General features: G+C 59.4%; 13 protein-coding genes. 12 read left to right on the forward strand and 1 reads right to left on the reverse strand.

What is annotated here, in order from left to right; genetic code table 11:
• The first annotated feature begins 87 nt into the window (after positions 1-87).
• The 9 genes from ACFOFO_RS06505 (at position 88) to ACFOFO_RS06545 (ending at position 9739) form a co-directional block, all read left to right on the forward strand.
• Complete coding sequence (locus tag ACFOFO_RS06505) at positions 88-999, forward strand: dihydrodipicolinate synthase family protein (protein ID WP_390331177.1); 912 nt, start codon at positions 88-90, stop codon at positions 997-999.
• A gap of 9 nt (positions 1000-1008) precedes the next feature.
• The gene (locus ACFOFO_RS06510) at positions 1009-2460 is read left to right on the forward strand and encodes an aldehyde dehydrogenase family protein (RefSeq protein WP_390321700.1); all 1452 of its coding nucleotides are present in this window, start codon (positions 1009-1011) and stop codon (positions 2458-2460) included.
• 120 nt (positions 2461-2580) lie between these two features.
• Positions 2581-3714 (forward strand): branched-chain amino acid ABC transporter substrate-binding protein, encoded by a 1134-nt coding sequence (locus ACFOFO_RS06515; protein WP_390321698.1) that lies wholly within the window; start codon positions 2581-2583, stop codon positions 3712-3714.
• Positions 3715-4004: 290 nt separating this feature from the next.
• Entirely contained in the window at positions 4005-4778 is a 774-nt protein-coding gene (locus ACFOFO_RS06520) for an ABC transporter ATP-binding protein (protein ID WP_390321696.1), read from the forward strand.
• The gene (locus ACFOFO_RS06525) at positions 4768-5481 is read left to right on the forward strand and encodes an ABC transporter ATP-binding protein (RefSeq protein ID WP_390331179.1); all 714 of its coding nucleotides are present in this window, start codon (positions 4768-4770) and stop codon (positions 5479-5481) included. Before ACFOFO_RS06520 ends, ACFOFO_RS06525 begins: the two co-directional genes overlap by 11 nt.
• A gap of 115 nt (positions 5482-5596) precedes the next feature.
• Positions 5597-6763: an ABC transporter substrate-binding protein gene (locus ACFOFO_RS06530; protein WP_390331250.1), complete on the forward strand. Its 1167-nt coding sequence runs from the start codon at positions 5597-5599 to the stop codon at positions 6761-6763.
• Positions 6764-7086: 323 nt separating this feature from the next.
• The gene (locus ACFOFO_RS06535) at positions 7087-7992 is read left to right on the forward strand and encodes a branched-chain amino acid ABC transporter permease (protein ID WP_390331181.1); all 906 of its coding nucleotides are present in this window, start codon (positions 7087-7089) and stop codon (positions 7990-7992) included.
• 33 nt (positions 7993-8025) lie between these two features.
• Entirely contained in the window at positions 8026-9036 is a 1011-nt protein-coding gene (locus ACFOFO_RS06540) for a branched-chain amino acid ABC transporter permease (protein WP_390321691.1), read from the forward strand.
• A 31-nt stretch (positions 9037-9067) separates the two neighbouring features.
• Entirely contained in the window at positions 9068-9739 is a 672-nt protein-coding gene (locus ACFOFO_RS06545; RefSeq protein ID WP_390321689.1) for a GntR family transcriptional regulator, read from the forward strand.
• Positions 9740-9798: 59 nt separating this feature from the next.
• On the opposite strand, the gene ACFOFO_RS06550 is transcribed toward ACFOFO_RS06545, so the two are convergent.
• A complete protein-coding gene (locus ACFOFO_RS06550; protein ID WP_390321686.1) occupies positions 9799-9999 on the reverse strand; it encodes a hypothetical protein in 201 nt (66 codons plus the stop codon).
• Positions 10000-10070: 71 nt separating this feature from the next.
• Here ACFOFO_RS06550 and ACFOFO_RS06555 point away from each other — a divergent pair, with 71 nt between their 5' ends.
• The 3 genes from ACFOFO_RS06555 (at position 10071) to ACFOFO_RS06565 (ending at position 11966) form a co-directional block, all read left to right on the forward strand.
• Entirely contained in the window at positions 10071-10622 is a 552-nt protein-coding gene (locus tag ACFOFO_RS06555; RefSeq protein WP_390321684.1) for an NADPH-dependent FMN reductase, read from the forward strand.
• 314 nt (positions 10623-10936) lie between these two features.
• Positions 10937-11395, forward strand: coding sequence for an Hsp20 family protein (locus ACFOFO_RS06560; protein WP_390331182.1), 459 nt, complete (start codon positions 10937-10939; stop codon positions 11393-11395).
• Positions 11396-11726: 331 nt separating this feature from the next.
• The gene (locus ACFOFO_RS06565; protein ID WP_390321682.1) at positions 11727-11966 is read left to right on the forward strand and encodes a hypothetical protein; all 240 of its coding nucleotides are present in this window, start codon (positions 11727-11729) and stop codon (positions 11964-11966) included.
• Positions 11967-12002 lie beyond the last annotated feature (36 nt).

The raw sequence follows: 12002 nt of genomic DNA on the forward strand, positions 1-12002 counted from the left end.
TCATTTAAATATGTTGTAAATATATTTGCAGAATATTAGTATGAGTTTCAGTCACTTGTTTATCCCTGCAAAAAAAGGAGCAATGCAATGTTTACAGCCAAGTGGGAAGGTGTGTTCCCAGCAGTTACCACCAAGTTCAAGGAAAACGAAGATCTGGATCATGCGGAGATGGAAAAACACTTCGCATTCCAGATCGATAGCGGCGTGCACGGCCTGCTGACGTGCGGTTCGCTGGGCGAAGCCAGCACCCTGTCGTTCGACGAAAAACTGGCCGTCACCAAGACTGCGCTGAAGGTCGCCGACCAGCGCGTGCCGGTCCTGGTCAACGTATCCGAGACCCGCACCACTAACGCCTGCCGCTTCGTGCAGGAAGCCGCCGCGATGGGCGTGCAAGGTTTCATGGTGATGCCGTCGGTGCTGTACGCGGCCGACTCGCGCGAAGCAAAAGATAATCTGCGCACCATCGCCAAGGCGGCGCAGCTGCCGATCATGGTCTACAACAATCCGGTCTCGTACAAGGTCGATCTGACACCCGAAGACTTCAAGGATCTGTCGGACTGCGAATGGATCGTCGCGATCAAGGAATCGACCGACAACGTGCGCCGCATCACCGATCTGCGCAATGCGGTCGGCCACCGCTACCAGCTGTTCATGGGCGTCGATGACCTGTCGTTCGAGGGCCTGGCGGTCGGCGCCGACGGCTTGCTGGCCGGCCTGGTGGTGGCGTTCCCGAAAGAGACCGTCACGCTGTACCAGCTGATGAAGGCCAAGCGCTGGGATGAAGCGCTGAAGCTGTACCAGTGGTTCATGCCGCTGATGCATCTGGACGTGTCGAACAAGCTGGTGCAAAACCTGAAACTGGTCGAAACACTGGCCGGCGTCGGCAATGAATTCGTGCGTCGTCCCCGGCAGCCGCTGGTGGGTGCCGAGCGCGAGCGGGTCACCGCGATCGTCAAGCGGGCACTGGAAACCCGCCCCGATCTGAGCCGTTTGCAGTAAGGAGCGAGCGTGTCATCTCCCCAATCATCCCGGCAGCACCGCCTGTACATCGGCGGCGAATGGATCGCCACCGCGTCCTCGCGCCAGAACATCAATCCGTCCGATCTCGACGATGTGGTCGGCGACTACGCGGAAGCCGAGCCACTGCACGTGGCGCAGGCGGTCGAAGCGGCGCATGCCGCCCTGCCGCAATGGAGTCGTTCGACGCCGCAGCAGCGCTTCGACGCGCTCGACTTCATCGGCAGCGAGATCCTGGCGCGACGGCAAGAGCTCGGCACGCTGCTGGCGCGCGAGGAAGGCAAGGTCCTGCCGGAGGCGATCGGCGAGGTGATACGGGCCGGTCATATATTCAAGTTCCATGCCGGCGAAGCGCTGAGAATCGGTGGTCAGGCGCTGCCATCGGTGCGCTTGGGCATCGAGGTCATCACGTCCCGGGAAGCGGTCGGCGTGGTCGGCCTGATCACGCCCTGGAATTTCCCGATCGCGATCCCGGCCTGGAAGACGGCACCGGCACTGGCCTGCGGCAACACCGTGGTGCTGAAACCGTCCGAACTGACGCCAGGCTGCGCCTGGGCGCTGGCCGACATCATCAGTCGCTCCGGCCTGCCGGCCGGCGCATTCAATCTGGTGCTGGGCGCCGGCGCGGCCGGTAGCGCGCTGGTCGAGCATCCGAAAGTAGCCGCAATCAGCTTTACCGGCTCGGTCGGCGTCGGCAGCAAAATCGCGCAGCATTGCGCAGTCTCGCTGAAGAAATTCCAGCTCGAGATGGGCGGAAAAAATCCGCTGGTGGTGCTGGACGATGCCGATCTGGCGCTGGCGATCGAATGTGCGGTCAACGGCTCGTTCTATTCGACCGGACAGCGTTGCACCGCGTCGAGCCGCCTGATCGTGACCGACGGCATCTACCGCCAGTTCGTCGATGCGCTGGTCGAGCGTACCCGCGCCTTGCGGGTCGGTCATGCGCTCGACGCAACGACCCAGATCGGTCCGGTGGTCGATGCGCGGCAGCTGGCAAAGAATATCGATTACCTGCGCATCGGCAAGGATGAAGGCGGCCGCATTCTGTGCGGCGGCGCGCACCTGTCGCAGCCGCGGCCGGGACATTACTTCAGCCCGACCCTGATCGAAAATCATGACCCGCAGGCTCGCTTGAATCAGGAAGAAGTGTTCGGCCCGGTCGCCAGCATCCTGCGCGTCAAGAACTTCGAGCAGGCGCTGGCAGTCGCCAACGACACGCCGCTCGGCCTGTCGGCGGGCATCTGCACCAATTCATTGAAATACGCGACGCAATTCCGGCGCGAGATCCAGGCCGGCATGGTGATGGTGAACGCGCCGACCGCCGGGGTCGACTATCACGTGCCTTTCGGCGGCACCAAGGGTTCGAGCTATGGTCCGCGCGAACAGGGTGCGCTGGCGATGGAGTTTTACACGCGGGTCAAGACGCACTACATCGCTGCCTGAATATAAAAATATAGCCGTCAGGCGGCGCGGCAAGGTTTGCAGCAAACGGAGCGGCACACATCGCTTCCGAATTGGTAGGAGTTGTATCGCTTGTAGTTCAATCCTTAGGAGGAAATACAGATGCCGTTCAATACTAGAATCATTCCGTTGTTTGGCGCCATGTTGCTGGCATTTTCCGCCAGTGCTTCGGCGCAGGAACAGATCGTCAAAATCGGCCACAGCGGCCCGCTGTCCGGCGCCAATGCGTTTGCGGGAAAGGACAATGAAAATGGCGTCCGGCTGGCAGTGGAAGAGCTGAACGCCAAACCGATCACGGTCGCCGGCAAGAAAATCAAATTCGAATTGCAGTCGGAAGACGATCAATGCGATCCCAAAGCCGGCGTCAACGTGGCACAAAAACTGGTCGACGGCGGCGTCAAATACGTAATGGGCCCGTATTGCTCGGGCGTGGCGATTCCGGCATCGCGGGTCTATAACGAGGCCGGCGTGATGGTATCGACCGTCGGCACCAATCCCAAGGTGACGCAGGGCGGTTACAAGAACTTGTATCGCATCATCGCCAGCGATTCGCAAGTCGGCTCCAGCATGGCCGGATACGCAGCCAAGGTCCTGAAAGCCAAGACGGTCGGCGTGATCGATGACCGCACCGCATTCGGCCAGGGCGTCGCGGCGGAGTTCGTCAAGGTGGCGAAGAGCTCAGGCCTGCAGGTGGCCGGGCACGAGTTCACGACCGACAAGGCGACCGATTTCTCTACCATCCTGACCAACCTGAAGGCAAAGAACGTCGACGCGATCTTTTTCGGCGGTTATGCGCCACAAGGCGCACCGATGGCGCGCCAGATGAAGCAACTCGGCATGACGGCCAAGCTGCTCGGTGGCGATACCTTGTGCAGCCCCGAGATGGGCAAGCTGGGTGGCGATGCGGTGGGCGACAACGTGCTGTGCGCACAGGGTGGCGCGATCCTCGACAAGGTGGCAAACGGCCCGGCCTTCAAGACCAAGTACAAGGCGCGCTACAACCAGGATCCTGATGCTTACGCCGCTTCTTACTACGATCAGGTCATGGTGATTGCCGAAGCGATGCAAAAGGCCAACTCGATCGATGTGCCTAAGGTCGGCGCCGAAATCTACAAACTGACGCACAAGGGTATTGCCGGCACCTATGCCTATGACGCCGACGGCAATATGAAGCAATCGCCGGTCACCGTGTATACCTTCAAGAACAGCCAGCCATCGCCGCTGGCCAGTTATTGATCGCCACCGCAGCCATCACCAGCATCAGATAGTTAGGACTTACGCAAAACGGGAAAAAGTAGGGTGCGCCATGCGGACCAATGTAGCGTCGACACGGGTAATGGTGCGCATGACGCACCCTACATTCTCTATATTGCGTAAGTCCTGAGTGTGATCAGATAGATTCGCGACCTGACTTCAAGGAGTAATCCGATGCGCATCGCGTTACTCCTTCTTTTTTAGCGAAATACGGATCAGTAGCGCACCTGTGCAGCGCTCGCCGCATTGTGCCTGTCATCGGGAGAAACCGGATGCATGACATCATTTTGGAAACATTCAAGCTGGGCAAGGAATTCAAGGGTTTCCGGGCCGTCAGCGATGTGAATTTGAAGATCAGGCGCGGTTCGATTCACGCGCTGATCGGCCCCAACGGGGCCGGCAAGACCACGGTGTTCAATCTGCTCACCAAGTTCCACAAGCCGAGCAGCGGCAGCATCGTCTATAACGGCCACGACATCACGGGTGAACAGTCGGCCGCTATCGCACGGCGCGGCATCGTCCGCTCGTTTCAGATTTCTGCAGTATTCGCGCAGATGACCGCATTGGAAAATGTGCGCATCGCGTTGCAACGCAAGGCCGGCACCGAATTTCACTTCTGGAAGTCCGAACGCCGCCTGTGCAGCCTGAATGAACGGGCGATGGAGCTGTTGTCTGTCGTCGATCTTGAAAAGTACGCGGATACGCTGGCAGGTGATTTGCCGTACGGACGCAAGCGCACGCTCGAGATCGCCACCACGCTGGCGCTCGATCCCGAATTGTTGCTGCTGGACGAGCCGACCCAGGGCATGGGCCACGAGGATGTCGACCGGGTCAAGCACCTGATCAAGCGCGTGTCGGCGAACCGCACCACGCTGATGGTTGAACACAATATGAAAGTGATCGCCGACATCTCGGACACCATCACGGTACTGCAGCGCGGCCAGATTCTGGCCGAAGGACCCTACGCCGAAATCTCGCTCAATCCTGCGGTGCGCGAAGCCTATATGGGCGACGACGGAGACGACGATGGAGGTAATGATGACTGAGGCCCGCACCGTACTCGACATTGCCGGCCTGCACGCCTGGTACGACGAATCGCATGTGCTGCACGGCATCGACCTCAGCGTCCGCGAGGGTGAATGCATCACGCTGATCGGGCGCAACGGCGCAGGCCGTTCGTCGACGCTGAAGTCGATCCTGGGTCTGGTGGGCCGGCGTAGCGGCTCGATCAAGATCATGGGGCAGGAAACGAGCTCGCTGGCGCCGCACCGGATCGCGCGGCTCGGGGTCGGCTATTGCCCGGAAGAGCGCGGCATCTACGCCAGCCTGACCACCGAAGAGAACCTGCTGCTGTTGCCGCAGGTCGGACCGAATGGCATGAGCCTCGCCGAAATTTACCGGATGTTTCCAAACCTGAAGGAAAGGGCATCGAGCCCCGGCACCCGGTTGTCCGGCGGCGAACAGCAAATGCTGGCGCTGGCGCGCATCCTGCGCACCGGCGCCCGCTTGCTGCTGCTGGACGAGATTACCGAGGGCCTGGCACCGGTCATCGTGCAGCAGCTGGGGCGCGTGATACGACAGCTCAAGGAACGCGGATTTACGCTGGTTCTGGTTGAGCAAAATTTCAAATTCGCACAAAACCTGGCGGATCGCCATTACGCGATCGAGCACGGCAAGGTGGTGGCGGTGGTCGCGCACTCGGAAGTGGCATCGCGTCGCGACGAGCTCAATTTGTTACTCGGCGTGTGAATGTCGTTGCAATCCCTTTGTACCTTGTAGGTAACTAATTAGCTAACTAATGGAGACCATGATGCGTAACAAGTTTGTAATCAAGCAATTGGTGGCGGCGCTGGCAATCGTGGGGATGGGCATCGGGACGGCAGCGGCGCAAAGCAGGATCAGCGACGACGTCGTCAAGATCGGCGTGCTGACCGATCTGTCCGGCGTATATTCCGACCTCGCCGGCAACGGCTCGGTCATCGCGGCCAGGCTGGCAGTTGAGGAAATGGGCGGCAAGGTGCTGGGCAAACCGGTCGAGGTGGTGTCTGCCGACCACCAGAACAAACCCGATATCGCAGCCAATCTGGCGCGCAGCTGGTACGACCAGGACAAGGTCGATGTCATCGTCGATATGCCGACCTCGTCGACCGCGCTGGCGGTGATGGAAATCGCCAGGCAGAAAAACAAGATGACGCTGCTGTCGTCGGCCGGTGCGACCGCGGTACTCGGCGAGAAATGCTCGCCGACCAATGTGCAGTGGACCTTCAACACCTATGCGCTGGCCGCCGGTACCGCCAGGGCGTTGGTCAAGGAAGGCAAGAAGAGCTGGTATTTCATCACCGCCGATTACACCTTCGGCCAATCGCTGGAAAAGGATGCCAGCGAAGTCGTGCTCGCCAATGGCGGACAGGTGCTGGGCAATTCGCGCCACCCTTTCCCCGGCAACGACTTTTCCGCGTTTCTGCTGAAGGCGCAGAGCTCGAAGGCCGATGTGATCGCGCTCGCGAATGCCGGCAGCGACACCATCAATGCGGTCAAGCAAGCGCGGGAATACGGGATCTCGAACAAGCAAACCATCGCACCGCTGCTGACCTATTTGTCGGACGTCCACAGCATGGGCCTGGCGAAGGCGCAGGGCATGTATCTGACTGAGAGCTTCTACTGGGATCAGGACGATCAGGCGCGCGCATGGTCGAGGAAATTCTTTGAGAAGGCCAAGAAGATGCCGACCTCGGCCCAGGCCGGGGTGTATTCCGCGGTCCTCAATTACCTGAAGGCGATCCAGGCCGCCGGCACCGACAACGCGCCGGCAGTCATCGCCCAGCTCAAGAGCATGACGATCAACGATGCGGTGATACGCAACGGCAAGTTGCGCGACGACGGCGCGCTGGTGCATGACATGCTGCTGTTGCAGGTAAAGAAGCCGGCCGAGTCGAAACAGCCGTGGGACTACTACCACGTGAAAGCGGTGATGCAGGGGAAGGACGTCTACCCGGCGCCGAATCCGGCTTGCGCGCTGGTCAGGAAATAACAGTCAAATAATAGGTGGCCATGAAGTAAGTAGGACTTACGCAGAACATCACTGAAACCTGCCGTGTCATTCCCGCGCAAGGTGTAGCAGGGATTTCGGACAGCCCGCTGTCCGCCTGCGAAACGATCTGCGCGTGCAAGCGCAGATGCGCCCTGCAAGGGGGAATCCAGTGTCTGTCGTTGATCAACCAAAGACGCTGGGTTCCTGCTTTCGCAGGAACGACAACTTGGTTTGCGATTTTTCGTAGTTCTTGCGTAAGTCCTAGTAAGCAATCATGGTCCGCGCCCGGCCATCGCCGGGGGCGTATCGATCTTGGGGGAACTATGCAGGACATTACTTTGCCGGCCATCATGGCGCAGTTGTCGGTCGGACTGATCAACGGTTGCTTCTATGCGATGCTGAGCATGGGGCTGGCGATCATTTTTGGATTGCTCAACATCATCAATTTCACGCACGGCGCGCAATTCATGATGGCCGCATTCCTGACCTGGATCGGGTTTACCCAGCTGCCCGAATGGCTCGGCAACCAGGGCATGCAGCTCAACTTCTGGCTGGCGCTGGTGGTGGTGCCCGTGGCCGTCGCGGCCTTCGGTATCGTGATCGAAAAGACCTTGCTGAAGCGGCTGTACCAGCTTGATCATCTGTACGGCCTGTTGCTGACATTCGGCATCGCGCTGATCATGCAGGGCGCCTTTCGCTATTTCTACGGCATCTCCGGCATGAGCTTCGAGCCGCCCGAGCTGCTGTCCGGCGGCGTCGACCTCGGCTTCATGTTTCTGCCGATCTACCGCCTGTTTGTGGTGGTCGCTTCGCTCGCGATCTGCGTCTGCACCTGGTACCTGTTCGAACGCACCAGGCTGGGCGCTTATCTGCGCGCCGGCACCGAAAATCCCAAGCTGCTGCAGGCGTTCGGCGTCAACGTACCGCTGCTGGTGACGCTGGCCTATGGGTTCGGGGTCGGACTGGCCGGCCTGGCCGGTGTGCTGGCGGCGCCGGTGATGCAGATTACGCCGCTGATGGGCGCGAACCTGCTCAATATCGTGTTTGCCGTGGTGGTGATCGGCGGGCTCGGCTCGATCGCCGGCGCCGCGTTGACCGGCATCGGCCTGGGGCTGATCGAAGGATTGACGAAAACCTTTTATCCGGAAGCATCGACGGTAGTGGTGTTTGTGATCATGGCGCTGGTACTGCTGATGCGCCCGGCAGGTTTGTTCGGCAAGGAGGCTTGAGTGATGCATGCAATAAGGCAGACAATGAAGCAGATGAGCGTTTCTCTGAAATTGCTGGCAGTACTGCTGCCGCTGGCCTTGCTGGTGCCGGTATTTCCCGGCGTGCTGTACCCGGTTTTTGTGATGAAGGCGATGTGCTATGCGCTGTTTGCACTGGCTTTCAACCTGCTGATCGGCTACACCGGCCTGGTGTCGTTCGGGCACGCGGCGTTTCTCGGCGCGGCCGGCTATGTCACCGGCGCGCTGATGCTGCGCTTTGCAGCCAGCGGCATGCCGGTCGAGATCGCATTACTGGCCGGCGTGTTGACGGCGGCCGGCCTCGGCTATCTGATGGGAATGCTGGCCATCCGCCGGCTCGGGATCTACTTTGCGATGATCACGCTGGCCTTGTCACAGGTGGTGTATTTCCTGGCAGTGCAGTTCAAGTGGACCGGCGGCGAAGACGGGATGCAGGGGATCCCGCGCGGCCGGCTGTTCGGCGTGATCGATCTGAACTCGGACACCCATATGTATTACTTCACGCTCGGCGTATTCGTGTTCGGATTCTTGCTGGTGTATCGGATCATCCACTCGCCTTTCGGTCAAATACTGAAGGCGCTGCGCGACAATTCGGCGCGCGCCACCTCGCTGGGTTACCATGTCGACCGCTTCAAGCTGCTGGCGTTTGTCCTGTCCGCGGCGATTGCCGGGCTGGCCGGCGCCACCAAGGCGCTGGTGTTCCAGCTGGTGTCGCTCAACGATGTATCATTGGAAACATCGACCGAAGTGATCCTGATGACGCTGCTGGGTGGCATGGGCACCGTGTGGGGACCGATCGTCGGCGCCACCATGGTGGTCAGCCTGCAGAACTATCTGGCGACGCTGGGCGATCTGGTGACGATCGTGATCGGCCTGATTTTCGTGCTGTGCGTATCGTTCTTCCGGCGCGGTGTGGCAGGGGAATTACTGGCCTGGATGAAGCGCGACCGGCCGGCGCCGAAAGCCGCAGCAGTCGCATCCATCCGACATACGCAATCCATTGAACAACCAATGACCAACGAATGACCAAATTACGCACCCGGAGCACCGAAGCCTGATGACCCCAGCAGATGCACAAGCCAAGACGCCGTTGCCGAAACTGCGTGCGGCCGATGTCGCCTACGACACGCTGGAAAGCATGATCGTGACCTTGCAGCTGAAACCGGGAACGCCTATCGTCGAAGCGGAGCTGGTCGAAGTCACCGGCCTTGGCCGCACTCCGCTGCGCGAAGCCTTGATGCGGATGTCGTCGAACGGGCTGATCGTGCAGCTGCCGCGGCGCGGCCTGATCGTCAGCGATATCGAGGCGGCCGAACATCTGACGCTGATCGAGACCCGCCGCGTGCTGGAGCAACTGATCGCATCGAGTGCGGCCCGGCGCGCCTCGCCGCAGCAGCGCAAGGACATCCTGGCCAGTGCCAAAAAAATGACAATGGCCGCCAGAAAGGATGATCTGCAAGCCTATATGCTGGCCGATCAGGCGCTGGACCATGCGATTCACGAAGCTTGCCGCAATCCGTCCGCCGTGGCCGCCGTGGTGCCGCTGATCATCCGCTGCCGGCGTTTCTGGTATGCGTTTCAGCACGAGGGCGATGTCGTGGAAGGCGCGAAATGCCATCTGGTGCTGGCGTCGGCGATTGCGGACGGCAATGGCGATGCCGCAGTTGCCGGCGCAAATTTGCTGATGGATTATCTGGAATCGTTTGCACGCAAGGTGATCGACGGCTGAGTCGGCTGAACCACTCAGGTCGGGATTTATGCGCTCGCCGTGCTGTCCATTTTCCGGGCCTACTTGATCAGCGCACCACCGCGACCGATGATCGTGATGTCGGCACTCTCTTCGATGCGCTTTTTGTTCTTGCTGTAATTGACGACCACGCCGCCCAGATCCTTGCGGCCCATGTTTTCCAATGCCCGCAGCACTGCGGCCGAGCTCGGGTTGTTTCCGGCCGCCTTCAGGAGGCCGGCCGGCGCGAATCGGGGGCGCACGCGGTCGAAATTGTTATGCTAGTGTTCACAAACCGCTCTTCATTCACCCCTAACATTGATAGGAGAATCGCATGAGTCAATTCCAAATCGCCGTCGTCGTCGGCAGCCTTCGCAAAGATTCCTTCAACCGCAAGCTGGCTAACGCCATTGTCAAACTGGCGCCGCCGGAATTCTCGTTCAAGCAGGTGCAAATCGGCGACCTGCCACTGTATAACCAGGACGACGACGCCAACCAGGCCGAGTCGGTCAAGCGCCTGAAGGCCGAAATCTCGGCCGCTCAGGGCCTGCTGTTCGTCACGCCCGAATACAACCGCGCGCTCCCCGGCGTACTCAAGAATGCGATCGACCACGCGTCGCGCCCGTATGGCCAGAGCGCCTGGGCAGGCAAGCCGGCCGGTGTGCTGGGCGCATCGGTCGGCGCCGTCGGAACCGCGATTGCACAACAGCAACTGCGCACTGTCCTGGCCTACCTGGACGTACCGACGCTGGGCCAACCCGAAGCATTCATCCATGCCAAGGAAGGCTTGTTTGACGCGGAAGGCAACATCGGTGAAGGCAGCAAAAAATTCCTGCAGAACTGGATGGACCAGTACGTTGCCTGGGTGAAAAAACACGTAGCTTGATGCCGTTCTGGCCTAGCGAAACAACACAGGCGCCGCGTGTGGTGTCGGGATGCGGCGCGGCCACATGGCGCTTGGTGGCCATTGACGAGTTGCCGTGCGCGTCCGCAATTGGGGACGCAACAACATACCTCCTAATTGCGGGTCCATGCATACCGGGAAGCGCCGCCCCCGCGACAATTTAACGCGCCGTTGGGGCGGCTGAGGCGTTTTTCAAGATCTTGAAATCCCGCCATGTTGATCGTATATCGGAACCAGGCGGATGCTCATGCGAGGTCCGCCCTTTCATATCGCTTACTTTCTACGAGGATATCAACATGCGTACCTATGACTTAGCACCGCTCTATCGTTCTGCCATCGGATTTGATCAGTTGGCACAACTTTTCGACAATGCACAGCGTGCAGAATCGCAACAAAGCTACCCGCCATACAACATCGAACTGGTCTCCGACGACAAGTACCGGATCGTGATGGCCGTGGCCGGTTTCGACCGCTCGGAACTGGAAATAGTGGCGGAGCGCGACTCACTCAACATTGTCGGGCGCAAGAAAAAGGACGACACGGCGCGGACTTTCCTGCATCGCGGCATCGCTGCGCGCGACTTTGAACATCGTTTCCAACTCGCAAACCATGTCAGGGTCGTCAAGGCCACGGTCGAGAACGGATTGCTCAATATCGAGCTGGTTCGCGAAATTCCGGAAGCGTTGAAACCGCGCAGGATAGAGATCGACGGCGCCAGCGACCAGGTTCATGTCGTGGAGCGCCAGGCGGCGTAAATCAGGTGCTTGGTCGGCAAGGATGTACTTGCCGACCAAGCGCACGAGTTATTGATTTTCTGACCTGTCTGGGCTTCGTCCTACGATGGATTCGGGCGCCCCGATTGCTTCATTACATCACCCGTGGATAGCGCAACGGATTTTGCGCTAGACTGAAATCAAAGGGGCTGCAGCTGCAGCCCCTTTTTCTTTTATCTGTCGGGTGTCGTTATTCATGAAAACTGTCTAACCGCAGCTCCTGTATGATCGCGTGCTTGGATTGTTTGGAAATCAGAATACATACCCTGCGGAAATAGTTGCGCGCCTTTATGCAGCTTGGAACGACGCCCTCATGGGCGATGAACAGCCCGGTGACACCTGGATTGTTCATGCGGCGCGCAACAATTGGCACGAAGCCAAACAACGGTTCCCTTCACAGCAGCTGACAGAATCAATTAACTGGAAAATGCCATCGCTGGATCTCCAGGAAGAGCGAGTATTTTCCTTTCTTTTCCTGCAAATTTTGTCATGGTTTCTATGCGCGAGAAACGCCGAATTTTTGCAACCCAGCAAGTCTCGGCTTATCTGCTGATGGAACGCATCAAGCTCTATCACCCTTCAAACTTAC

Origin of the sequence: Pseudundibacterium arcticum, assembly GCF_042646465.1 — a bacterium.
GTDB lineage: Bacteria > Pseudomonadota > Gammaproteobacteria > Burkholderiales > Burkholderiaceae_D > Undibacterium_A > Undibacterium_A arcticum.

Coding starts and splice junctions, on each gene's coding strand:
- ACFOFO_RS06505 (WP_390331177.1), top strand. CDS start 88: ATGTTTACAGCCAAGTGGGAAGGTGTGTTCCCAGCAGTTACCACCAAG.
- ACFOFO_RS06515 (WP_390321698.1), top strand. CDS start 2,581: ATGCCGTTCAATACTAGAATCATTCCGTTGTTTGGCGCCATGTTGCTG.
- ACFOFO_RS06520 (WP_390321696.1), top strand. CDS start 4,005: ATGCATGACATCATTTTGGAAACATTCAAGCTGGGCAAGGAATTCAAG.
- ACFOFO_RS06525 (WP_390331179.1), top strand. CDS start 4,768: ATGATGACTGAGGCCCGCACCGTACTCGACATTGCCGGCCTGCACGCC.
- ACFOFO_RS06530 (WP_390331250.1), top strand. CDS start 5,597: ATGGGCATCGGGACGGCAGCGGCGCAAAGCAGGATCAGCGACGACGTC.
- ACFOFO_RS06535 (WP_390331181.1), top strand. CDS start 7,087: ATGCAGGACATTACTTTGCCGGCCATCATGGCGCAGTTGTCGGTCGGA.
- ACFOFO_RS06540 (WP_390321691.1), top strand. CDS start 8,026: ATGAGCGTTTCTCTGAAATTGCTGGCAGTACTGCTGCCGCTGGCCTTG.
- ACFOFO_RS06545 (WP_390321689.1), top strand. CDS start 9,068: ATGACCCCAGCAGATGCACAAGCCAAGACGCCGTTGCCGAAACTGCGT.
- ACFOFO_RS06555 (WP_390321684.1), top strand. CDS start 10,071: ATGAGTCAATTCCAAATCGCCGTCGTCGTCGGCAGCCTTCGCAAAGAT.
- ACFOFO_RS06560 (WP_390331182.1), top strand. CDS start 10,937: ATGCGTACCTATGACTTAGCACCGCTCTATCGTTCTGCCATCGGATTT.
- ACFOFO_RS06565 (WP_390321682.1), top strand. CDS start 11,727: ATGGGCGATGAACAGCCCGGTGACACCTGGATTGTTCATGCGGCGCGC.